The sequence below is a fragment of the Thermomonospora sp. CIF 1 genome, from assembly GCF_001896795.1.
Lineage (GTDB): Bacteria > Actinomycetota > Actinomycetes > Streptosporangiales > Streptosporangiaceae > Thermomonospora > Thermomonospora curvata.
In genome coordinates, this window is the sequence record NZ_MOYN02000003.1 from 1 (window position 1) to 21,902 (window position 21,902).

Consider the following 21,902-nt stretch of genomic DNA (forward strand, 5'->3'; position numbering starts at 1 on the left):
GTGGACTCCAGGTTGGCCTTCATCCGCTCCTTGTCCACGACCAGCCCGGACATCAGCCGGTCGGTCAGGTGCAGCATGTAGTCCAGCGCGATGGACGCGTCCGGCAGCGCGATCCGCTCGGTGGACGAGTGCGAGATGTCCCGCTCGTGCCACAGCGGGATGCCCTCCATGACCGGGACGATCTGCGCCCGCACGACCCGCGCCAGCCCCGCCAGCCGCTCGGACATGATCGGGTTCTTCTTGTGCGGCATCGCCGAGGAGCCCTTTTGGCCCTTGCCGAACGGCTCCCACAGCTCCCGCACCTCGGTGCGCTGCCCGTGCCGCACCTCCAGCGCGATCGCCTCGCACACCGTCGCCATGATCGCCAGCGCCGAGATCCACTCGCTGATGCCGTCCCGCATCACCACCTGGGTGGACACGTCGGCGGGCTTGAGGCCCAGCCGCTCGGCCACATAGCGCTCCACGGCCGGGTCGATGTTGGAGTAGGTGCCGACCGCGCCGGAGATCGCCATCACGCCCACCGCCTCGCGGGCCCGCCGCAGCCGGTCCCGGGAGCGGGCCATCGCGAACGCGAAGTCGGCCACCCGGTGCCCCCACACGTCCGGCTCGCCGTGAATGCCGTGGGTGCGGCCCACCCGCAGGGTGTTGCGGTGCTCCAGGGCGTGGTCGCGCAGCACCGCCACCAGCCGGTCCGCCTTCTCCAGCAGGATGTCGGTGGCCTCCACCAGCTGCACCGCCAGCGCGGTGTCCAGCAGGTCCGAGGAGGTCATGCCGAAGTGGACGTAGGCGGCGGCCTCCCGCGGCTCGGTGTTGTCCGCCCACGCCGTCAAGAACGCGATCACATCGTGCTGGGTGACCGCCTCGATCTCACGCACCCGCTCCGGGGTGGGCGGCGGCGCCTTGCGGATCGGCTCCACCACCTCGGCCGGGATCGTCCCCGCCTGGGCGTGCGCCTCCACCACCAGGGTCTCCACCCGGCACCACAGCTCGTACTTGTGCGCGTCGCTCCAGACGCGCCCCATCTCCGGAAGGGTGTACCGCTCGATCACGACTTGAGTCTATGGCCGACCTGGTCATGGCTTTGCGGCCGCGCGGTCACGGCGGCCTGCGAGCCGGGTCAGGCCTGGGAGGCCTTGAGGGCGATGTCGGTGCGGTGGTGGGAGCCGCGAATGGTGATCTTGGAGACGGCCTGGTAGGCGGTGGTGCGGGCGGCGGTCAGGTCGGGGCCGGTGCCGACCACGTTGAGGACTCGGCCGCCGGCGGTGACCAGGGTGCCCTCGTCGGTCAGGCGGGTGCCGGCGTGCAGCACGTACGCGCCGGGGACGGCGGCGGCCTCCTCCAGGCCGGTGATCACGTCGCCCTTGACCGGGGAGGCCGGGTAGTTCTCGGCGGCGATCACCACGGTGACCGCGGCGCCGGGGCGCCACTGCAGGGCGGTCTTGGGGTCCAACGCGCCGGTGGCGCAGGCGTGCAGCAGACCGGCCGGCGGGGTTTCCAGACGGTCCAGCACCACCTGGGTCTCCGGGTCGCCGAAGCGGGCGTTGAACTCCACCACGCGCACGCCCTTGGAGGTCAGGGCCAGCCCGGCGTACAGCAGGCCCGCGTAGGGGGTGCCGCGGCGGCGCAGCTCGTCGATGGTGGGCTGGACGATGGTGGTCATCACCTCGTCCACCAGGTCGGGCGGCGCCCAGGGCAGCGGGGCGTAGGCGCCCATGCCGCCGGTGTTGGGGCCCTGGTCGCCGTCGTGCGCGCGTTTGAAGTCCTGGGCGGGCAGCAGCGGCACGGCGTTGGTGCCGTCGCTGAGGGCGAACAGCGAGACCTCCGGGCCGTCCAGGAACTCCTCGATGACCACCCGGCCACAGGCGGCGGCGTGCCGGGCGGCCTGCTCGCGGTCCTCGGTGACCACGACGCCCTTGCCGGCGGCCAGGCCGTCGTCCTTGACCACGTATGGGGGGCCGAACAGCTCCAGCGCCGCGGCGACCTCCTCGGGGGTTTGACACACCCGGGAGTCGGCGGTGGGCACGCCGGCGGCGCGCATCACCTCCTTGGCGAACGCCTTGGAGCCCTCGATGCGGGCGGCGGCCGCATCGGGGCCGAACACCGCGATGCCCGCCCGGCGCAGCGCGTCGCCCACCCCGGCGATCAGCGGGGCCTCCGGGCCGACCACCACCAGGTCCGGGCGCAGCCGGCCGGCCAGTTCGGTCACCGCGGCCACGTCGGTGGGGTCGAGGGCGTGGTTTTCGGCGATCTGCAGGGTTCCGGGGTTGCCGGGGGCCGCGTGCAGGTCGGTGACGGCGGGGTCACGGTGCAGGGCGCGAGTGATGGCGTGCTCGCGGCCGCCGGAGCCGAGGACGAGGATACGCACGTCACCTGACCCTATCGGGCCGCACGGGCGGGCGGTGACGGTGACCGCGGCGACAAAAGCACCGAAAGCGCCGGTCCCGCGGCACTTGATCGTGTATGACTGGGGTTGAGAGGGACGCCACAGCCCCGCGGGTGAACCTTGCCGCGCGGCTGGGGCGTCTTCATTGTCGGTTGGTACCCTTTTGCAGGTTGTGCCCTGACGCCGAGGAACGAAGGGGGGTGGTCGTGATGAGTTCTGGTGATCCTTGCAGTACGGCAGCAGAGGTCCCGCACAGTCCGAACGTGACTGTTCATCCGTCCGCCTCTATCCGGCGTCCGGTCGTGGCACGCGTGCGCTCCCTTCGCTGACACGGCGTTGGTCGAGCGCGCCATTGCGTGCTCGCGGCCGGCGGGAAGGGAACCCCGATGGCAATGACCCGCGTTCGTCCACGCAGGGCGACCATGGCGCTTTTCCGGCCGCTGGCCCGCCCGCTGCGCGGCTCGGCGGCCCCTGCCGTTCCCCCGCCCCGCAGCTCGGCCGTCACCGACTGGGCCGCCTACATCGACGGGCAGCGCGTCGACACCGAGACCGTCGCCGATGCGGTACGGCTGGTCCGCGACGGGGAGCTGACCGACAACGACGGCGGCATGGGCTTTGTGTGGGTGGGGCTGCACGAGCCGGACGCCGCCGAGCTGGAGCGGCTGGCACCGGTCTTCGGGCTGCACCCGCTGGCGGTGGAGGACGCCGTGCACGCCCACCAGCGGCCCAAGCTCGAACGCTACGACGACGTCCAGTTCCTGGTCATGAAGACGGTCGGGTACGCCGAGCGCGGCGGCGACGACGGCGACCTGGTCGAGACCGGGGAGATCATGATCTTCTGTGGCCACGACTTCGTGGTCACCGTCCGGCACGGCCCGCACGGCGATCTGGACGCGGTCCGCAGGCGCCTGGAGGCCGACCCGGCCCGGCTGGCGCTGGGCCCCACCGCCGTGCTGCACGCCATCGCCGACCATGTGGTGGACGCCTACATGTCGGTGGCCGAGGCCGTCGCCGACGACATCGACCGGGTGGAGGAGGCGGTCTTCTCCCCCGAGCGCAGCGACGAGGCCCGCCGCATCTACCGGCTCAAGCGCGAGGTCATCCAGCTCAAGCGGGCGGTCGGCCCGCTGGCCGGGCCGCTGCGCTCGCTGGCCGGGCGGCGTTTCGTCCCGCCGGAGATCAAGGAGTACCTGCGCGACGTGGAAGACCACCTCACCCGCGTCCGCGAGCAGGTGGAGTCCTACGACGAGCTGCTCAACCCGATCCTGCACGCGCACATGACGCAGGTGACGGTGGCCGACAACCGGGACATGCGCCGCATCTCCGCCTGGGGCGCCATCCTCATGCTCCCCACCGCCGTCACCGGCATCTACGGCATGAACTTCGACAACATGCCCGCCCTGCACACCGAGTGGGGCTATATGGCGGTGCTGGCCGTCATCGCCGTCATGTGCCTGACCCTCTACCGCGGCTTCCGCCGCAACGGCTGGCTGTAGGGCCCCGGCCCGGCGCATCCCCTCCCGGGGAGCGGTGCGTCCGCGGCGGGCCGGGCGCGTCAGGGCAGCCGGACGGGCGTGCGCGGCTGCGGCCGGGGGATGTCGTAGGTGGCCAGCACCTGGTGGAGCCGGTCGGGGTAGTCGGTGACGATGGCGTCGACGCCGTATTCGATGAAACGTGCCATATCGACCGGGTCGTTGACCGTCCAGACCGACACCCGCAGCCCCCTGCCGTGGGCGTCGTGCACCAGCCGGGAGGTCACCAGGTCGTGTTCGGGCGACAGCACGTTGGCGCCGGCGTCCGCGGCGGCCGCGGCGGGGTCGGCGGCGGACAGGCCGGCCAGCCAGGCGGTGCCGTCGGCCAGTGTCTTGCGCTCCACCAGGGCGACCCGGGCGGCCTGCGGCACGTGAATGCGGGCCTCGGCCAGCACCCGCCAGTCGAAGGCCAGCAGCCGGGCCCGTGACAGCAGGCCGAAGGAGTCCAGGACCTCGGCGACGGCGAGCACGAACCGGCGGACCTCGTCGTCGGGCCAGCCGGGGTCGGTCTTCAGCTCGACGGCCGGGTCCACCTCCTCCAGCCCCTGCAGCAGGTCGCACACCTCGGCCAGGGTGGGCAGCCGGGTGCCCGGCAGGGGCAGCTGAGTGAGGAGGAACGGGTCGCAGTCCTGCCCCGGACCCAGCCGGCGCACGCCCGCGTCCACCGTCTTGATCTGGGCGAGTGTCAGGTCGCGCAGCTCGCGGCCCACATAGGGGAACAGCGGGTCGCCGGGGACGACCGGCGCGGTGTCGGCGGTGGTGACCGGAGACAGCGACTGATCGTGGTTGACGACCACCACCCCGTCGGCGGTCAGCCCCACGTCCAGCTCGATGACGTCCACGCCGAGCTCGAGAGCGTGTGCGAAACCCGGAAGCGTGTTCTCCGGCCGCAACCCGCGTGCGCCTCGATGCCCATGGACCTCGATACGTCCGTTCGGCAAGGTCACGCCGGGAACGTTACGAGGAGTGACCAAACGTCCCCCGATCCAACGGTTACGGCCCCACCAACGGTCGCTGGCGTCAGCGTAGCGGCATCGCTGAGGTGACCACGGGTGATTCGCGTCATAAGGTGATAAAGTGGTGCACACCACACCTCGATCGTTGATTACTTTCCGTAGCCGGTTCTGGCGGGCGGCAGCGCCCGCACCAGAGCGTCCACCGCCGCCGCGAACCCGTGCTCGGGCGGCGTGCCGTACCCCACCACCAGCCCGTCCCGGGGCGGCATGACGCCCGCCGGATGCCGGTAGTCGCCGAGCCCGTCGACGGCCACGCCGTGCCGCCGGGCGGCCCGCACGGTGTCCTCCTCGGTGCCGGGCGGCAGGGCGAGCACGGCGTGCAGGCCCGCGGCGATACCGCTGACGGTGATGTGCGGGGCGCGTTCGGCGAGGACGGCCACCAGCCGGTCGCGGCGGCGCCGGTAGACCTGCCGCATCCGGCGCACGTGCCGGTCGTAGCCGCCGCAGGCGATGAAGTCCGCCAGGGTGAGCTGGTCCACCACCCCCGACCACAGCTCGCGCTCCCCCTTGACCCGCAGCAGCTCGTCCGTCAGATGGGCGGGCACGACCATCCAGCCCAGACGCAGCGAGGGCGACAGGCTCTTGCTGACCGAGCCCAGATAGACCACCCGGTCCGGATCCAGGCCCTGCACGGCGCCGACCGGCTGGCGGTCGTAGCGGAACTCGCCGTCGTAGTCGTCCTCCAGCACCAGCCCCCCGGTGGCGGACGCCCAGTCGATGACGGCGGCGCGGCGCTCGGGATGCAGCGGCCCGCCGGTCGGGTACTGGTGCGCCGGGGTGAGCAGCACGGCCCGCGCCCCCGTGCCGGGCAGCTCGTCGATCCGGGCGCCGCCCTCGTCGATCCGCAGCGGCGGCGTGTCCAGTCCCGCCCCGGTCAGCAGCGAGCGGTGAAAGCCCAGCCCGTAGGCCTCCACCGCCACCGGGCCCTCCAGCACCTCGCCCAGCAGGCGCAGCGCGTGCGCGAACCCGGCGCAGACGATGATCCGGTCCGGCGTGGTGCGGACCCCGCGGGCCCGGGCCAGGTACTCGGCGAGGGCGGTCCGCAGCTCGATCCGCCCGCGCGGGTCCCCGACCCCGAACGCCTCGGCGGGTGCGGCGTTCAGCGCCCGGCGCGCCGAGCGCAGCCACTCGGTGCGGGGGAACGCCGAGGCGTCCGGGGAGCTCGGCCGCAGGTCGTGGACGGGGCGCCGCCGGGCGGGCACGGTGCGGCGCGGACGCCGGGCCGGCGGCGGCAGGGCGCGCGGGGCGACCCGGGTGCCCGAGCCCTGCCGGGCGACCAGCCAGCCCTCGGCGACCAGCTCGGCATAGGCCGCGCCGACGGTGTTGGGCGCGACGCCCAGGTCGCCGGCCAGGCTCCGGTACGGCGGCAGCCGGGTGCCGGGGGCGAGCCGGCCGGAGCGGATCGCCTCGCGCAGCGCCCGCATCAGCCGTTCCCGCACGGTGCCGTCCCCGGTCAGCTCCAGGTGGAGGTCGCTCCCGGAATTGACCCAATGATCTTGCATGAAAATGCACCATAGCCGGGGGTCAATCAGGGGATAGCGTCATCGGCATGCAAGCAGTGCAGATCCCCCAGCGGATGAACCTCCCCAAGGTCGCCCCCAAGGTCTTCTCGGCGATGCTCGCCCTGGACGCCGCCGCCCGGCAGGGGCTGGACCAGACCCTGATCGACCTGGTGCAGATCCGCGCCTCCCAGATCAACAAGTGCGCCTACTGCCTCGACTACCACATCGCCGACGCCCGCAAGGCCGGCGAGACCGAGGACCGGATCTACCAGCTCAGCGCCTGGGAGGACGCCGGCCTGTACACCGCGCGGGAGCGCGCCGCCCTCGCGCTCACCGAGGCGATGACCCTGCTGCCGGGCGGCGTGCCCGACGAGGTCTACGACGAGGCCGCCCGGCACTTTGCGGAGGCCGAGCTGGCCCAGCTCATCGCCCTGATCGCCACGATCAACGCCTGGAACCGGCTGAACGTCACCACCCGCAAGACCCCCGGAACCGCCTGATCCCCCGCCGCACGATCCTTCGCCGCACGGGCGGCGGCCCGCGCCCGAGGGCCGCCGCCCGTGGCGTGTCCCGACACGTGGAGAGGACCCGCCTCGATGACCACGGCACCGCTCGCCGACGCGCCGCCCTCCCCGCTCCGCGGCTGGTGCGCCGCCTCGGCCGTCGCGCTGGGCATCTTCGCCCTGATGACCTCGGAACTGCTGCCCGTGGGCCTGCTCAGCCCCATCGGGCGCGAGCTGGGCGTGTCCGAGGGGACCGCCGGGCTGATGGTGACGGTGCCCGGCCTGGTCGCCGTCGTCTCCGCTCCGCTGCTGACCGTGGCCGCCGGCCGGCTGGATCGGCGGATCGTGCTGGCGGCCCTGGTCGGCACGGTCGGCACCGCCAACCTGCTCTCGGCCCTGGCCGAGGCATTCGCCTTGATCCTCCTCGCCCGGGTGCTGATCGGCGTGGCGGTCGGCGGCTTTTGGGCGCTGGCCGGCGGCATCGCGACCCGCCTGGTGCGGCCCGAGGACGTGCCGCGCGCCACCGCCGTGATCTTCGGCGGGGTGGAGGCCGCCTCCGTGCTCGGCGTCCCCGCCGGGACGCTGCTGGGCGACCTGGGCGGCTGGCGCACGGCGTTCGCCGCCGTGGGCGCGCTGGGCCTGGCGGCGCTGGCCGGGCTGGTCCTGCTCCTGCCCCCGCTGCCGCCGCAACGTTCCATCACCTTCGCCGACCTGCCCCGGGCCTTCCGGGCGAACGCCGGGCTGCGCGTCGGGCTGGCGCTGACCTTCCTGATCGTCACCGGGCACTTCCTCGCCTACACCTTCGTGCGGCCGGTGCTCTCCGGCCACGACGTGCCCGACGAGACGGTCGGCGTGCTGCTGCTGGTGTTCGGGGTCGCCGGGCTGTGCGGCAACTTCCTGGCGGGCGCGCTCATCGGCCGGCGCCTGGCGGCCACCGTCGTCGCCATCTGCCTGACCCTGGCGGCGGCGACGGCGCTGGTCGCGCTGAGCGGCGACGGCGTCGCCGCCGTCGCTGGGCCGCTGGTGCTGTGGGGCCTGGGCTACGGGGCCGTCCCGGTGACCCTGCAGACCTGGATCATGAGATCCTCGCCCACCGCCACCGAGGCTTCGACCTCGCTGTACACCTCGATGTTCAACCTGTCCATCGCGCTCGGCGCGCTGGGTCGTCGACACCCTCGCGCTGACCGCCGTGCTGTGGGCGGGCGGCGCGATGGCCCTGGCGGCGCTGCCGTTCGCAATCCGCGGTGCCCGGTGACCGGCGCGGTCAGACCAGCGGGCGGATGGAAAGGGTCTGGTCGCGGCCCGGGCCGACGCCGATCGCCGAGATCGGGGCGCCGGACATCTCCTCGATGGCGCGGACGTAGGCCTGGGCGTTCGGCGGCAGGTCATCGAAGGTCTTGGCGTCGGAGATGTCCTCCTGCCAGCCGTCGAAGTACTCCAGGATCGGCTTGGCGTGGTGGAACTCGGTCTGCGACATCGGCATCTCCTCATGCCGCACCCCGTCCACGTCGTAGGCGACGCACACCGGGATCCGCTCCAGCCCCGACAGGACGTCCAGCTTGGTCAGGAAGTAGTCGGTGATGCCGTTGACCCGGGTGGCGTAGCGGGCGATCACCGCGTCGAACCAGCCGCAGCGGCGGTCGCGCCCGGTGGTCACCCCGTACTCGCCGCCGGTCTTGCGCAGGTACTCGCCCATCTCGTCGCGCAGCTCGGTGGGGAACGGCCCGGAGCCGACCCGGGTGGTGTAGGCCTTGAGGATCCCGATCACCCGGCTGATCTTGGTGGGGCCGATGCCGGACCCGGCGCAGGCGCCGCCGGCGGTGGGGCTGGAGGAGGTCACGAACGGGTAGGTGCCGTGGTCGATGTCCAGCAACGTGCCCTGGGCGCCCTCCAGCAGCACGACCTTGCCCTCGTCCAAGGCCCGGTTGAGCACCAAGGTGGTGTCGGCGACGTAGGGGCGCAGCCGCTCGCCGTAGGCCAGGTACTCCTCCACGATCGGGGCGGTCTCGATCCGCCGCCGGTTGTAGACCTTGGTGAGGACCTGGTTCTTCTCGCGCAGCGCCAGGTCGAGCTTTTGGGTCAGGATGTTGGGGTCGAACAGGTCCTGCACCCGGATGCCGGTCCGGGTGATCTTGTCGGCGTAGGCCGGGCCGATGCCGCGGCCGGTGGTGCCGATCCGCGCCCGCCCCAGGTACCGCTCGGTGACCTTGTCCAGCGCCCGGTGGTGGGGCATGATCAGGTGCGCGTCCGCCGAGATCAGCAGCCGCTCGCAGGAGACGCCCCGCTCGGCCAGCCCGTCGATCTCGCTGAGCAGCACGCCCGGGTCGATCACCACGCCGTTGCCGATCACCGGCACCACGCCCGGGGACAGCACCCCCGAGGGCAGCAGGTGCAGGGCGTAGCTGTTGTCTCCGATGACGACGGTGTGCCCGGCGTTGTTGCCGCCCTGGTAGCGGACGACGTAGTCGACCTGTCCGCCGAGCAGGTCGGTGGCCTTGCCCTTGCCCTCGTCCCCCCACTGGGCTCCGACAAGCACGATGGCAGGCATCAGCTATCTCCTTCTACGGCAATCGGTGGGGGAGCCGCCCTCGGCTCCGGCCGCCGTCACGGCCGGGGGGTCCGACGAGCACGATGGCGGGCATCAGGTCATCCCCTTCCGCGGCGCACCGGCCGGCGCGGCGTCGGCCACATCCCCTCTCATGACGAAGGCCCCTTGGGCGCAAGCGCGAAGGGGCCTCTTGCGTGCAAATCGTACCCGCCCGCGGGTCGCCGGGAAACAGCGGCGGGGTTACGAAGGTGTTGTGATCAGGCCGTTCGGCGCGTTCAGCCGCCCAGCACCTCGGCGGCGGTGGCGCTGCTGTCGCGCAGGAAGGTGCGGCAGCGCTCGGCCTCCTCGTCCTCGCCGATGGCGGCGGCGGCGCGGCCCAGCGCGTGCAGGGAGCGCAGGAAGCCCCGGTTGGGCGCGTGCTCCCAGGGGATGGGGCCGTGGCCCTTCCAGCCGGCCCGCCGCAGCTGGTCGAGCCCGCGGTGGTAGCCGGTGCGGGCGTAGGCGTAGGACTCGATCACCTTGCCCGCTTCGAACGCCCGGTCGGCCAGGGCGGCCCATGCGGCCGAGAACGCGGGGTATTTGGCGGCCACCTCGGCCGGATCCATGCCCTTCTCCAGCGCGGCTTCGGCTTCGGCGTTCTCTGGCAGTTCGGTGGGCGGCGGTCCGCCGAGCAGGTTCTGGCTCATGGCCGCCATGGTAGTTGGGGCGCACGGGACGCCCGGAGGGGTCAGGCGGCCAGGGGCAGCCGGAAGCGCGCCGAGCCGTCCTCGTAGCGGGGGCGGGCCTGCGGCCACAGGGATCTGATGGCCGCCAGCGCCGGGTCGTTGCCGGGCAGCACCCCGGCGTCGAAGGCGGTGATCCCGCGCCGGACGGCGGTGTGGGCCAGCGCGCCGATCAGCAGCCGTCCCACCCCGCGGTGCTGCCAGGGGTCGGCGACCAGCACGGCCAGCTCGGCGCGGGTGCGGTCGGCGGGGTCGCGGATGTACTCGGCGACGCCCACCATGTCGTAGTCGGCCAGCGCCACCAGGGCCTCGTGGTCCCAGTGGTCGAGCCGGTCCAGGTGCCGCACATAGATCTCGGGGATGCGCGGGGTGCCGATGAAGAACCGGAAGTACAGGCTGCGCTCGGACAGGCGGTCGGACATGCGGCGCAGCCGGGGCGCGTCGGTGATGCCGTAGGGGCGCACGCGGAGGTCGCTCAGCTCCAGGGTCCGGCTCTCACTGATGAGTTGTGTCATGAAACCCATTGGACCTCGTTGAGTTTCATGAAGCAACTCAAGATGCGTCACACAGCGCCGCGGCGTTGCCGTTAAGCGGATGTCCGGGCGCCCGGGCCGGGCCTGGCCTCCACGTCGGTGGGGCCCAGCGGCGCGCCGCAGGAGTCGCAGGTCAGGCGGTCGGTCAGGGTGCCGCCGCAGCCGCGGTGCACCACCAGCACCGGCGGGCCGTCGGTGGCGTAGTAGCGGTCGCCCCACTTCAGCAGCATCATCATCGCCGGCCACAGCCCCACGCCCTTGCGGGTCAGCCGGTACTCATAGCGGTCGGGGCGCTCCTGGTAGCGCTGCTTGCGCATGATGCCCTCGGCGCACAACCGGTTCAGCCGGTCGGCCAGCACGTTGCGCGCCACGCCCAGATGCTCGGCGAAATCGTCGAAGCGCCGCACCCCCTCGAACGCGGCGCGGATCACCAGCAGCGTCCACCGGTCGCCCACCACCTCCAGCGACCGGGCGATCGAGCAGTTCTGGTTCTCGTAGGTACGGGGCAGCGCCACGCCTTTCAGACTACCCGCGTTGCGTCACACAACGTGGCCGTGCGCAACCGGCTCCGAAAGGCGCGCCGGCCGCGGCGCCCCCGAGGGCGGGGGCGGCCACGGCCGGCGAACAGGGAAAGGTGTACGGGGAAAGGGGTGTTACTTCAGCTTCTTGCCCGCCGACATCAGGTCCTGGCAGGCCTGCACCACGCGGGCGGCCATGCCGGCCTCGGCGGCCTTGCCGTAGGAGCGCGGGTCGTAGGTCTTCTTGTTGCCGACCTCGCCGTCCACCTTCAGCACGCCGTCGTAGTTGCGGAACATGTGGTCGGCGATCGGGCGGGTGAAGGCGTACTGGGTGTCGGTGTCGATGTTCATCTTGATCACGCCGTAGGACACCGCCTCGCGGATCTCCTCCAGCGTGGACCCCGAGCCGCCGTGGAAGACCAGGTCGAACGGCTTGTCCTTGCCGTACTTGGCGCCGACGGCCTCCTGGATCTCCTTGAGCACCTGCGGGCGCAGCTTCACGTGGCCCGGCTTGTAGACGCCGTGCACGTTGCCGAAGGTGGCGGCCAGGATGTAGCGGCCCTTCTCGCCCACGCCCACGGCCTCGGCGGTGGCCAGCGCGTCCTCGGTGGTGGTGTAGAGCTTCTCGTTGATCTCGCCGACGATGCCGTCCTCCTCACCGCCGACGACGCCGATCTCCATCTCCATGATGGTGCGGGCCTTGACGCACTCCTCCAGCAGCTCCGCGGCGATCTGCAGGTTCTCCCGCAGCTCCACCGCCGAGCCGTCCCACATGTGGGACTGGAACAGCGGCTCCTGGCCCTTGGCCACCCGCTCCTGGGAGATCTTCACCAGCGGACGCATGAAGCCGTCCAGCTTCTCCTTGGGGCAGTGGTCGGTGTGCAGGGCGATGTTGACCGGGTACTTGGCGGCCACCACCCGGGCGTACTCGGCGAAGGCGACCGCGCCCGTCACCATGTCCTTGACGGCGGTGCCGGACAGGTACTCGGCGCCGCCGGTGGAGATCTGGATGATGCCGTCGCTCTCGGCCTCGGCGAAACCGCGCAGGGCGGCGTTCAGGGTCTGGCTCGAGGTCACGTTGATCGCGGGGTAGGCGAAACCCTCCGCCTTGGCGCGGTCGAGCATCTCCGCGTAGACCTCAGGGGTCGCGATGGGCATTGCGCAAGTCCTCTCTCTTCACGCCTGTCCGCAGCGAGGTGCCATGACCAGCCCTGTGACTGGGGCCCGCCCCTCGGGGCTACGCCACCGGCCAGCCTAGGGCCAAGTATCCCGGAGTGTCGCAGGTGAAACACAGCCGGGGCGCGCTGGAGCGGTCCCAAGGCCGCGGGAGGGGACCGCCGGGACGGCGGAGCAGGCTGGGGCGAATGAGAGTGGGCGGTCTGCCGCTTCGGGGGGAAAGGCGAGCTCCAGCCGGTTAAGCTCGCCGTGTGGATCTCGCGTTGAACTTCCTTGACCCGCAGTCCCTGATCGTCGCCTTCGGCGTGGTCGGCGTGCTGGCCATCATCTTCGCCGAGACGGGGCTGCTGTTCGGCTGCATCCTGCCCGGTGACTCGCTGCTGTTCGCGGCCGGCATCTTCACCGTGGGGTCGGCGGCCGCCGGCATCGGACTGGACCAGCCGCTGTCGCTGCCGGTGCTGCTGGTCGGGGGGCCGATCTGCGCCATCGCGGGAGCCCAGCTGGGGCACTGGCTCGGCGCCAAGTACGGGCGCAAGCTGTTCGACCGTCCCGACTCCAGGATCTTCCGCCAGGAGTGGGTGGAGCGCGCCGAGTACTACTTCGACAAGTTCGGCCCGGCCAAGGCCGTGGTGCTGGCCCGGTTCATCCCGATCGTGCGGACCTTCCTCAACCCCCTGGCCGGGATCTTGGGCATGGACGCCCGCAAGTTCTTCGTCTGGAACGTGATCGGCGGGATCATCTGGACCGACGGGCTCTTCATCGCCGGGCACTTCCTCGGTTCGAAGATCCCGAACATCGAGACCTACATCCTGCCCGGAATCATCGTGATTGTCCTGCTTTCGGTGATTCCGATCGTCCGTGAGGTGATGAAAGGACGCCGCGAGGCGCGCAACGGCGGCCCCGAAGAGCCCCGACCGTCGCTGAGCGGTGAAAGTTCTCGCTAATCTCCCCATGTGGGACGTCATCGGTCGGACCCTAGAGGTCTAGCGCGCATATTCGTTGCGGCCCTGGCGGTGCTGGCAGCAGTGGCTCTGGTCGTGATCGGCGGTTACGCGCTGATCAATGCGCTCACCTCACCGGCACCGGGCCCCGCCCCGAGCGACACGGTCTCCAGGGAGCTGGACGCCGGTGACTCCGGCCAGTCGGCCGGCTCTTCGCAGATCCCGTTGCAGATCACCGTCACCGGCCCGCCCACCAACGTCTTCGTCCAGGTGGCCGGCGGCGGCGAGGTCCTGCAGAAGGGGATACTCGCCACCGGCGAGACCCGCATGTACACCCAGACGCCGCTGAACGTCGTCGTGGAGGACTCCAGCGCGGTCGTGGTGCGGATCTACGGCAAGGTCGTCGAGGACGGAAACGGCCGCGGCCGTGGCGAGTGGATCGTGGAGGCTCCGGAGGATTGACAGGCGCCCCCGCCGGTTCCGCGGCCGGGAGACCGGATCGCCGGAACCGGCGGCGGGCACGATGCGTTCCCGGCGGCCGTCAGCCGACGCCCAGATCGGCGACCCGGTAGGCGGAGCGGTACTCCAGCCCTTCGGCGCGGATGCGGTCGGCGGCTCCCCGCTCCACGATGGTCGCCACCGCCACCACTTCGGCCCCCGCCTCGCGCAGCGCCTGCACGGCGGTCAGCACCGAACCACCGGTGGTCGAGGTGTCCTCCACCGCCAGCACACGCCGGCCCGCCACGTCCGGGCCCTCGATGCGGCGCTGCAGGCCGTGCGTCTTGCCCGCCTTGCGAACGACGAACGCGTCGAGCCTGCGGCCCCGGGCGTGGGCGGCGTGCAACATGGCCGTGGCCACCGGGTCGGCGCCCAACGTCAGCCCGCCCACCGCCTCGTAGTCCAGGTCGGCGGTCAGGTCGAGCATCACCCGCCCCACCAGGGGGGCGGCCGTCCCGTCCAGCGTCACCCGGCGCAGGTCCACATACCAGGTGGCGCGCTGCCCGGAGGAAAGCACGAAATCGCCGTGCACCACGGCCTTTTTCTTGATCTCTTGCAGCAGCTCTTCGCGGTCGTTCACGCCAAGAACCCTAGTCGCGGCGTATCGTGGCGAAGCGCAGGCGGTGCGCCTTCCGCCTGATGCCGCGCCGTTTCCACAGCATGGGGTAGCGCCTTGACGCCCGGTTCGATGATCCTGTTGCACCCTCCCCGCACCACCGCCGGCCTGTGGGGGGAGCTTCCGGAGGCGCTGCGCTCCCACGGGCTGGATGTGATCGCCCCCGATATCCGGGAGGAGGAGGGGATGCGGTACGTGGCGCGGGCCTCGCTGGTGATCTCCGCGGCCGCCCCGAACCCGCCGCTGGTGCTGGTGGGCGGCGGTGATGCGGGGCCGCTGCTGCCGGCCGTGGCCGCCGCCCAGCGCGCCGCCCACCGCACGGTGGGCGGTTATGTGTTCCTGGACGCCGAACTGCCCGTCCCCCGCCGGTTCACCGACCATGATCACCACGGCCACGGCGCACCTCCCGTCCCGGCGGACTGGCCGGACGCCCCGTGCGGGTACCTGAGCACGCGCGGGGAGCGGACGCCGCCGGTGCGCCTGGCCCGGCTGCGCGGCTGGCAGGTCGCCGCCCTGCCCGCCGGCGGGGACCTGGCCCGGGCGCTGAGCGACCTGGTGCGCGCGCTCTAAGACGCCCCCTGGGCGCGCCCGTCCGGCCGGGGCGGCGGGCCACCGGCCGGACGGGAAGCGAGATCAGGAGGTCTTGAGCAGGTCGTCCAGCATGGCGTCGTAGTCGTCCTCGGGACGGCCGAGGTCGACCCGGGTCCGGTAACGCAGCCTCAGCAGCCCTTCCAGGCTGTCTTCGGCGATCTCCACGTCCTCCTCGCCGCGCTCGCGCAACGCCAGCACCAGCTCGACGCCCGCCGTCGCCCAGTCGTGGGCGCCCTCGGGGTCGCCGTGCGCGTACAGCACCTCCGCGACGGTCCGGTAGACCTCGGGGTCGCGGGGCTCGTCCGCGCGGATCTGCTCGATCAGGTCCCGGGCCTCGTCGGCGCGGTCCAGCTCGAACAGGGCGTCGGCGAGGTAGGCGCGCGGGTCGCCGTAGGTCTCGCCGCCGTCCTCGATGGCCTGGCGGTACAGCTCGGCCGCCTTGGCGTGGTCGCCCGCGTGCTGCCACTGCTCGCCGGCGCGCAGCAGCACCTTGGCGCGGGAGACCCCTCCGGACACCGACGCGGCCAGCTCCGACAGGCGCCGCGCCGCCGACGCGTGATCGCCAGTGCGCAGGGTGTCGAACTCCAGATCGTCGAGGTCGTCTTCCGTCACGTGCGTCACACTTCAACGCTACCCGCCGGCCGGGGCTCGAAGCGGAGTATTTGCGGATGTGAGCGAATCGGATTCGGCTCGCCCGGCGTCCGGAGCCCGCCGCGACCCGGACGGCCCCCGTCCTCATCGAGAGCGTCCTGTTGCGGAAGGGTGGCCTTTCCTCGCAACGCCGGATGGGGCTAGTTGAGGGCTCCCTGCCGTTGTTTCAGGAAGTTCTCATACAGGTCGTGCAGCTCGTGGACGCGGCTGAGCCGGATCCCCCGCTCGCCGTGGAAGGCGACCGTCAAAGTGGACTCCACCAGCAGCTCGCGCCCGTGCTTGCGCAAGATGCGCTGGTAGAACCGGCAGCGCACGCTCTGCACCTCTATGCGGGTGCAGACGATCAGCTCGTCGCGGTACAAGGCGGGCGAGTGGTAGCGCACGTTCATCTCGGTGACCACCAGGGGCCAGTCCCGGCGGTCGATGCCTATTTGATCGGCCAGGTCCTCCCGGCCGGCCTCCAGGAAGTTCAGGTAGCTGGCGAAGTACACGTGCCCCTGCATGTCGCAGTCGTTCCAGCCGACCTTGACCGGGGTCTGGATCCAGTGGCTCATGCGCGCTCCTAGCGGATTCGGTACGGACAACTGGGCTGGTCACCGGGCGGTGAGCCCGCCGTCCACGACGAGGTTCGTCCCGGTGATGTACGAGGCGGCGTCAGAGAGCAGAAAGTGCACCGCGGCGGCGATCTCGGCCGGGGCGCCCGGCCGGCCCAGCGGGGTGTCCGCCGCGATGCGGTCGACGAACCCGGCGGGCAGGCCGTCGGTGAGCGGGGTCCGCACGATCCCGGGCGAGACGGCGTTGACCCTGATGCGCTGCGGGGCGAACTCCAGCGCCGCGGTCCGCGTCATCGACACGATCGCGCCCTTGGCCGCGTGGTAGGCCACCGCGGCGCCCGTCCCGATCAACGCGAACACCGAGGAGAGGTTCACGATGGAGCCGCCCCCCGCCAGCCGCATCAGCGGTGCCAGCGCGCGCATGCCCAGCCATGTCCCGCGCTGGCACACGTCCACGACGGTGGACCACTCCTCCTCGCCGAGGGACTCCACCCCGTGCAGGCCGTGCACGCCGGCGTTGTTGACCAGCAGTTGCGGACGCCCGAACGCCCGGCAGGCGGTCCGGCAGACCGCCTGCCAGTCCGCCGGCGAGGTGACGTCCAGCCGCGCCGCCAGCGCCCGGCCGGGATGACCCTCCTCCCGCAGCCGCCGTGCCACCTTCTCGGCCCCGGCCGCGTCCACGTCGGCGAGCACCACGCCGGCGCCGTCGGCGACCAGCGTCCGCGCCACCGCCGCGCCGATGCCGCCGGCGGCTCCCGTCACCACGGCGACCCTGCCGCTCAGCCCGGGACGCCCCATCACCGGCTCCCCAGCCAGGCGATGGCGGCGGCCCGGCCCGCCGCATGGGTCAGTGACACGCGGGGGACACCGAGCCCGGCCCGCTGCGCCCGTTCCAGCAGCTCGCCGTGGAGCCGGACGCGGACCGGCCCGGTGTCCTCGCGGATCAGCTCGATCTGGTGCCGGCAGTGCCGGAGGTCGCCGCCCAGCAGCCGGCTCACCGCCCGCTTGGCCGCCACCCGCGCGCCCATGTGCTCCTCGGCCCGCAGGAAGCCCAGGCAGTAGGCCAGCTCGGCGGCGGACAGCAGGTCGTCGGCCTCGGCGCGCAACTGCGCGCCGAGGGAGACGACCTCCAGCTGGATCGAACCGTGCGGCATCTCACCCGTCCCAGGCGGTGAGCACCGCCGAGGCGTAGGTCCCGCCCCAGCCGATGGCGTTGACCAGATAGGCGTCCCGCCGTGCCGCGCCGGCGGGGACGGACGTGCGCAGGGCCGGCACGGGCAGCGGTTCACAGAGCCCCCGGATCGGCGGCAGCCAGCCCGAACGGCAGCTCTCCAGCGCGCTGACCAGCGACAGCAGCGGAGTGGTGGCGTTGATGTGCCCGCTCTGCCCGCTCAGGCAGGCCACCTGCGCCCAGGGCAGCACCCGGCCGATGGCCCTGGCCTCCAGCAGATCGATGGAGCGGACGCCGCGGGCGTCGCCGTACACGCCGCCGACCCGCTCGGGGGGAATGCCGGCGTCGGCCAGCGCCCGCGTCATGCATTCCGCCAGCGCCGCCCCGGTGGGATCGTTGCCGGCCACCCGGTGGGCGTCGGCGGTGATGGCGTGTCCGCCGAACTCGGCCGCGATCGCCGCCTTGCGCCGCTCCGCGTGCTCGGCGGACTCCAGCACCACGGCGACCGCGCCGGCGCCCAGCGCCATCCCCGAGCGCCGCCGGTCATACGGCCGCACCTGGGTCTCGGTGAGCAGGCCGAGCCGGTCGAAGCCCAGGTGCAGCAGCGGGGTCAGCTCGTCGGCGGCGACGGCGATCATCACGTCCGCCCGGCCCTGGCGGATGAGGTCGGCGGCGTACCCGACGGCCGTCAGCCCCGCCGCGCAGCCGGTCGCCACGGTCGACAGCGGGCCCTTGATCTGGAAGGCCAGGCAGGCGTGCCCGGCGGCGGCGTTCATCACCGAGTTGGGGAACAGCCGCGGGTTGACCCGGTGCGGCCCCTCCTTGATGATCGTCTCGCTGAGCGCGGCCACCGTCTCCATCGGCCCGGTCCCGGTGCCGAAGATCATGCCGACGCGTTCGCTTTCGGCCCGGGAGACCTGGTAGCCGGCGTCCTGCAGCGCCAGCCGGGTGGCGGCCAGCGTCAGCAGGCCGAGCTGGTCGAGCCGGCGGGCATAAGAACGGTCCACCAGCCGCCGGTGCCGCTCGTCGGGCAGCTCGGCCGCCAGCCGGCTGCGGGCCCCGCCGATGTCCAGCCGTTCCGCGGGACGGACGGCCACCGCCCCCTCCCGGAGCGCGCGCAGGAACTCGGCCCTGCCGGTGCCCAGCGGGGAGACCACGCCGGCACCGGTCACCACGACCCGGCGCGGGGCCGGGCGGCGTCGGGGGCCGGGGCGGCGGCCGAGCAGGATCGAGCAGTTGTTGCCGCCGAAGGCGAAGGAGTTCGACAGCACCGTCTCGATGCGGTGCGGGCGGCCCCGGCCGGGGACGATGTCGCGGGCGGGGGTGCGGTCGGGCGCGACGTTGACCGTCGGGGGCAGCACCTGGTCGCGCAGCGCCAGCACGCACATCGCCGCCTCGATCGCCCCGGCCGCGCCGAGCGTGTGCCCCACCTGCGACTTGGTGCTGCTGACCGGGGGACGCTGCGGGTCGGGGAACAGGTTGCCGAAGGCCCGCAGCTCCGCGCTGTCGTTGGCGGGGGTTCCGGTGCCGTGCCCGCTGACGTAGTCCACCTCCTCCGGCCCGCACGCCGCCTCGGCCAGCGCCCCCGCCATGGCGCGGCGGGCCCCCTCGCCGCCCGGGTCGGGGGCGGTGGCGTGGTGGGCGTCGCTGGTCAGCGCGTACGACAGCACGTGCCCGAGCACGGTGGCGCCGCGCGCCGCGGCGTGCGACTCGGTCTCCAGCACCAGGATCGCCGCGCCCTCTCCCAGGCTGAGCCCGCCGCTGCGGGAGTAGGGGGCGCACGGCTGGGAGTCCAGGGCCTTGAGGCTGTCGAACCCGGCCAGCGACAGGATGTCGATGGGGTCCACGCCGCCGGCGAGCATGACGTCGGCCCGGCCCAGCCGCAGCGCGTCGGCCGCGTAACCGATGGCGTTCGCGCCCGCCGCGCAGGCGTTGGAGATGACGACCTTCGGTCCTTTGGCGCCGAAGGCGGTGCTCAGCTCGTCCGCCGAGGTGTACAGCGGATAGGACAGCAGGTGGGTGCGGTCGGTCTCCTCCAGGCCGCGGTGGATGAGCTCGGCGTGGAACCGCTCGCCGGACTCCAGCCCGCCGACCGAGGTGCCGATGGCCACGCCGAAGCGGTAGGGGTCCAGCTGCCGGGGGTGCAGTCCGGCCGACTCGATCGCGGCCTGCCCGACCTGCAGCGTCATCGTGGTGGCCCGGTCCCGCCGCTGCGGCCCCGATCTTGGCAGTTGCACCATCTCGGCCGAGTAGCGGCAGGTCAGGGTGGACACGTCGATGTGCCGGGTGGGGCGCACGCCGCACTCTCCGTCGCGGACCGCGCGCCACACCTGCTCGGTCTGGGAACCCAGCGCGCACACCACCGCCAGGCCCGTGATGACGACGCCTTCGGGGGCGTGTTCCCGAGTGTTCGCCGATGCCATCGGGATCACTCCGGCTTGACGTTGAAGCTCGCCGGGATCAGGAACGGGGCCGACACCGTCCGCACCGCGGGCGAGGCGGCGCCCGCCAAGGTGAGCTCCACGTCGACGGCGGCCACCGTCTCATCCAGCCGTGCCGTGCCGATCACCCGGCCCAGGCCGGGGGAGCGCACGGCGTGCGTGACCTCGCCGACCGGCTGGCCCTCGATGGACAGCGCGGTGCCGGGGGCGGGCGGGGCGGCCAGCTCCGGATCGGCCGTCCAGCACACCGGGCGGCGCGGGAAGCCCTCGTCGATCCGGCGGGCCAGGGCCTCCTTGCCGCGGAAGTCGTGGTGCATGTCCACCATCCACTGCAGGCCGACCTCGAAGGGGAAGCACTCCCGGCCGCCTTCGGCGTCCAGGTCGACGAAGCGCATCTCGGTGCGGCAGATGTCCAGTGCGGCCGACCCCACGGGCAGCGCTCCCAGCGAGCGCAGCTCCTGCCGCAGTTCCTCGGCGCCGGCCGCATCGATGTGGAACTTGTAGCCGTACTCGCCGGTCACGCCGGTCCGGCTGAGGAGCAGCTCATGGTCGCGCCAGCGCACCGTGGTGAAGCCCCGGTAGGCCAGCGAGCTGACCGGGAAGGACAGGAAGTGCTGGGCGATGCGGAAGGAGGCCGGCCCCTCGACCCCGAACACCCGCCGGGCCGGGCTGACGTCGGTGAGCTCCACGTAGTCCAGCGACTCGGCCACCGCCCGCAGGTGCTCCCAGGTGCGGGCGCGCCGCGCGGGCTCGACCTCGACCAGGAACTCCGTCCCCTGGCAGTGGACGAGCACGTCGGAGATGACATGCCCGGCGTCGTCGAGCACCAGGGCGGTGGAGGACTGCTCCTCCAGCAGGAACTCGATGTTGCGGGTGGTGACCTCGTTCAGGAACCTGATCGCGCCCGGTCCCTGAACCTGGAACAGCCCGATCCCCTGGTAGTCGATGAGGCCGCAGCCGTTGCGCAGCGCCGTGTACTCGTCCTCGATCGAGGTGTGCACTTCGTTCATGTCGGACGCCTGTCTCCTCTTCGCGGTCGGACGGAGGGAGTTGTGCGGCCGCGGCGTGCGGGCGGGGGTGGACGGGCACCGCCGCCCGTCGCCGAACGCCGGCCGGAACGGAAAGGGGGCTTCGGTGAGCCGTTTGCAACGCGCCGCTGCCGCGGGCCGCAGCCGATGCCGTGACCTGCGGCGTCACGACCTCGGGCACGTGCGTGAAAAGGCTCAGTGGTCGGTGCGTTCGGTGACGCCCAGCCGGGCGGTCATGACCAGGTCACGGCCCACCGAGATCTGGCCTTGGACGGACATCAGGGAGCCGACGCGGGTGGTGGTCTTCGCTTTGATCAGCAGCTGGTCGCCCGGGCGCACCGGCTGCAGGAACTTCACCCGGCTGATCTCCGCGAGGTAGCCGACCCGGCCGGCCGCCGCCGACAGGTCCGCCGAGCCGGCCGCGCTGAGCGCGCCCGAGCCGTAGACGACGGCGGCGAGCTGGGCGATGCACTCCACCAGCAGCACGCCCGGGTAGATCATCCGGCCGGGAAAGTGACCGGCCAGCACCGGATCGCTGACGGAGATGTTCTTGATGGCCGTGCCCGCCACCCCCGGCTCCAGCTCGATCACCCGGTCCAGCAGCAGGAAGGGGTGACGGTGCGGGAGCATCCGGGCGATGTCGTCGGCGTCGAGCGCGGCGAACGCAGGCGCGACGGTCACGGCAGGTTCGCCTCCAGGTGGTCCACCAGGCGGTTGATGGACATCAGGCTCTCCCGGTCGTCGTCGTCGATCACGACGTCGAACTCCTCCTGGATGGAGACGGCCAGCTCCAGGGTGTCGATGGAGTCCAGTTCCAGCCCCCGGCCGAACAGGGGCTGGTCGTCGCCGATCAGCGCCGGGTCCACGTCCAGGTCGAGCCGGTCGACGATCAGTTTCTTGACGGCGCTGCACAGCTCCTGGCGGCGGGCCGCCCGGCTGCGGGCCTCGGCGAGGGTCATGGGCATGAGCTGTCTCCTT

Annotated in this window: 23 protein-coding genes and 1 pseudogene; 6 read left to right on the plus strand and 18 right to left on the minus strand. The window is 72.4% G+C overall.

The window, feature by feature from the left end; all coding sequences use genetic code 11:
• On the minus strand, nucleotides 1-1,049 hold a 1,049-nt coding region (gene purB / locus BUE48_RS00990), incomplete at its 3' end, for an adenylosuccinate lyase (protein WP_286988373.1).
• A 68-nt stretch (nucleotides 1,050-1,117) separates the two neighbouring features.
• Nucleotides 1,118-2,365 carry a phosphoribosylamine--glycine ligase gene (purD, locus tag BUE48_RS00995; RefSeq protein WP_286988375.1) on the minus strand — a complete coding sequence of 416 codons (1,248 nt, stop codon included), beginning with the start codon at nucleotides 2,363-2,365 and terminating at the stop codon, nucleotides 1,118-1,120.
• 440 nt (nucleotides 2,366-2,805) lie between these two features.
• Here purD and BUE48_RS01000 point away from each other — a divergent pair, with 440 nt between their 5' ends.
• Nucleotides 2,806-3,879, plus strand: coding sequence for a magnesium and cobalt transport protein CorA (locus BUE48_RS01000; protein WP_012850587.1), 1,074 nt, complete (start codon nucleotides 2,806-2,808; stop codon nucleotides 3,877-3,879).
• Nucleotides 3,880-3,938: 59 nt separating this feature from the next.
• On the opposite strand, the gene BUE48_RS01005 is transcribed toward BUE48_RS01000, so the two are convergent.
• Nucleotides 3,939-4,862: a glycerophosphodiester phosphodiesterase gene (locus BUE48_RS01005; RefSeq protein ID WP_148232883.1), complete on the minus strand. Its 924-nt coding sequence runs from the start codon at nucleotides 4,860-4,862 to the stop codon at nucleotides 3,939-3,941.
• Between the two features lie 158 nt (nucleotides 4,863-5,020).
• Complete coding sequence (gene pdxR / locus BUE48_RS01010) at nucleotides 5,021-6,433, minus strand: MocR-like pyridoxine biosynthesis transcription factor PdxR (RefSeq protein ID WP_286988378.1); 1,413 nt, start codon at nucleotides 6,431-6,433, stop codon at nucleotides 5,021-5,023.
• Nucleotides 6,434-6,480: 47 nt separating this feature from the next.
• Here pdxR and BUE48_RS01015 point away from each other — a divergent pair, with 47 nt between their 5' ends.
• The gene (locus tag BUE48_RS01015; RefSeq protein WP_012850590.1) at nucleotides 6,481-6,933 is read left to right on the plus strand and encodes a carboxymuconolactone decarboxylase family protein; all 453 of its coding nucleotides are present in this window, start codon (nucleotides 6,481-6,483) and stop codon (nucleotides 6,931-6,933) included.
• A 186-nt stretch (nucleotides 6,934-7,119) separates the two neighbouring features.
• Nucleotides 7,120-8,037, plus strand: a pseudogene (locus BUE48_RS01020) (MFS transporter); the annotation flags it as partial.
• A 163-nt stretch (nucleotides 8,038-8,200) separates the two neighbouring features.
• Here the strand turns inward: BUE48_RS01020 and BUE48_RS01025 are convergent.
• The 5 genes from BUE48_RS01025 to fbaA all read right to left on the minus strand — a co-directional run bounded on the left by BUE48_RS01025 (nucleotide 8,201) and on the right by fbaA (nucleotide 12,415).
• Nucleotides 8,201-9,484 (minus strand): adenylosuccinate synthase, encoded by a 1,284-nt coding sequence (locus BUE48_RS01025; protein ID WP_012850592.1) that lies wholly within the window; start codon nucleotides 9,482-9,484, stop codon nucleotides 8,201-8,203.
• A gap of 275 nt (nucleotides 9,485-9,759) precedes the next feature.
• Nucleotides 9,760-10,179, minus strand: coding sequence for a DUF3151 domain-containing protein (locus tag BUE48_RS01030; RefSeq protein ID WP_012850593.1), 420 nt, complete (start codon nucleotides 10,177-10,179; stop codon nucleotides 9,760-9,762).
• A 32-nt stretch (nucleotides 10,180-10,211) separates the two neighbouring features.
• Nucleotides 10,212-10,721, minus strand: a complete 510-nt coding sequence (locus tag BUE48_RS01035; protein ID WP_148232884.1) for a GNAT family N-acetyltransferase — start codon at nucleotides 10,719-10,721, stop codon at nucleotides 10,212-10,214.
• A gap of 71 nt (nucleotides 10,722-10,792) precedes the next feature.
• Nucleotides 10,793-11,254, minus strand: a complete 462-nt coding sequence (locus BUE48_RS01040) for a winged helix-turn-helix transcriptional regulator (RefSeq protein ID WP_012850595.1) — start codon at nucleotides 11,252-11,254, stop codon at nucleotides 10,793-10,795.
• A 138-nt stretch (nucleotides 11,255-11,392) separates the two neighbouring features.
• Nucleotides 11,393-12,415, minus strand: coding sequence for a class II fructose-bisphosphate aldolase (gene fbaA / locus BUE48_RS01045; RefSeq protein ID WP_012850596.1), 1,023 nt, complete (start codon nucleotides 12,413-12,415; stop codon nucleotides 11,393-11,395).
• Between the two features lie 269 nt (nucleotides 12,416-12,684).
• On the opposite strand from fbaA, the gene BUE48_RS01050 reads away from it, so the two are divergent.
• Entirely contained in the window at nucleotides 12,685-13,377 is a 693-nt protein-coding gene (locus BUE48_RS01050; protein ID WP_041439153.1) for a DedA family protein, read from the plus strand.
• An 81-nt stretch (nucleotides 13,378-13,458) separates the two neighbouring features.
• On the plus strand, nucleotides 13,459-13,836 hold the full coding sequence (locus tag BUE48_RS01055) for a hypothetical protein (protein ID WP_052305368.1): 378 nt from the start codon (nucleotides 13,459-13,461) through the stop codon (nucleotides 13,834-13,836).
• A 79-nt stretch (nucleotides 13,837-13,915) separates the two neighbouring features.
• Here the strand turns inward: BUE48_RS01055 and pyrE are convergent, their stop codons facing one another.
• The gene (gene pyrE / locus BUE48_RS01060; RefSeq protein WP_012850599.1) at nucleotides 13,916-14,452 is read right to left on the minus strand and encodes an orotate phosphoribosyltransferase; all 537 of its coding nucleotides are present in this window, start codon (nucleotides 14,450-14,452) and stop codon (nucleotides 13,916-13,918) included.
• Nucleotides 14,453-14,560: 108 nt separating this feature from the next.
• Between pyrE and BUE48_RS01065 the strand changes: the two genes are divergently transcribed.
• Nucleotides 14,561-15,058: a hypothetical protein gene (locus BUE48_RS01065; RefSeq protein ID WP_012850600.1), complete on the plus strand. Its 498-nt coding sequence runs from the start codon at nucleotides 14,561-14,563 to the stop codon at nucleotides 15,056-15,058.
• Nucleotides 15,059-15,121: 63 nt separating this feature from the next.
• On the opposite strand, the gene BUE48_RS01070 is transcribed toward BUE48_RS01065, so the two are convergent.
• The 8 genes from BUE48_RS01070 to BUE48_RS01105 all read right to left on the minus strand — a co-directional run bounded on the left by BUE48_RS01070 (nucleotide 15,122) and on the right by BUE48_RS01105 (nucleotide 21,889).
• A complete protein-coding gene (locus BUE48_RS01070; RefSeq protein WP_012850601.1) occupies nucleotides 15,122-15,700 on the minus strand; it encodes a tetratricopeptide repeat protein in 579 nt (192 codons plus the stop codon).
• Nucleotides 15,701-15,870: 170 nt separating this feature from the next.
• Nucleotides 15,871-16,284, minus strand: coding sequence for an acyl-CoA thioesterase (locus tag BUE48_RS01075; protein ID WP_286988388.1), 414 nt, complete (start codon nucleotides 16,282-16,284; stop codon nucleotides 15,871-15,873).
• A 39-nt stretch (nucleotides 16,285-16,323) separates the two neighbouring features.
• Nucleotides 16,324-17,082 (minus strand): SDR family NAD(P)-dependent oxidoreductase, encoded by a 759-nt coding sequence (locus BUE48_RS01080; protein ID WP_286988390.1) that lies wholly within the window; start codon nucleotides 17,080-17,082, stop codon nucleotides 16,324-16,326.
• Entirely contained in the window at nucleotides 17,082-17,438 is a 357-nt protein-coding gene (locus BUE48_RS01085) for a holo-ACP synthase (protein WP_012850604.1), read from the minus strand. Before BUE48_RS01085 ends, BUE48_RS01080 begins: the two co-directional genes overlap by 1 nt.
• Nucleotide 17,439: 1 nt before the next feature.
• On the minus strand, nucleotides 17,440-19,878 hold the full coding sequence (locus tag BUE48_RS01090) for a beta-ketoacyl-[acyl-carrier-protein] synthase family protein (protein ID WP_012850605.1): 2,439 nt from the start codon (nucleotides 19,876-19,878) through the stop codon (nucleotides 17,440-17,442).
• 5 nt (nucleotides 19,879-19,883) lie between these two features.
• Entirely contained in the window at nucleotides 19,884-20,906 is a 1,023-nt protein-coding gene (locus tag BUE48_RS01095) for a glycine cleavage T C-terminal barrel domain-containing protein (protein WP_012850606.1), read from the minus strand.
• A gap of 213 nt (nucleotides 20,907-21,119) precedes the next feature.
• Nucleotides 21,120-21,605: a 3-hydroxyacyl-ACP dehydratase FabZ gene (gene fabZ, locus BUE48_RS01100; RefSeq protein WP_012850607.1), complete on the minus strand. Its 486-nt coding sequence runs from the start codon at nucleotides 21,603-21,605 to the stop codon at nucleotides 21,120-21,122.
• Complete coding sequence (locus BUE48_RS01105; RefSeq protein ID WP_012850608.1) at nucleotides 21,602-21,889, minus strand: acyl carrier protein; 288 nt, start codon at nucleotides 21,887-21,889, stop codon at nucleotides 21,602-21,604. The genes fabZ and BUE48_RS01105 overlap by 4 nt, the downstream gene beginning before the upstream one ends.
• Between the last annotated feature and the right edge of the window lie 13 nt (nucleotides 21,890-21,902).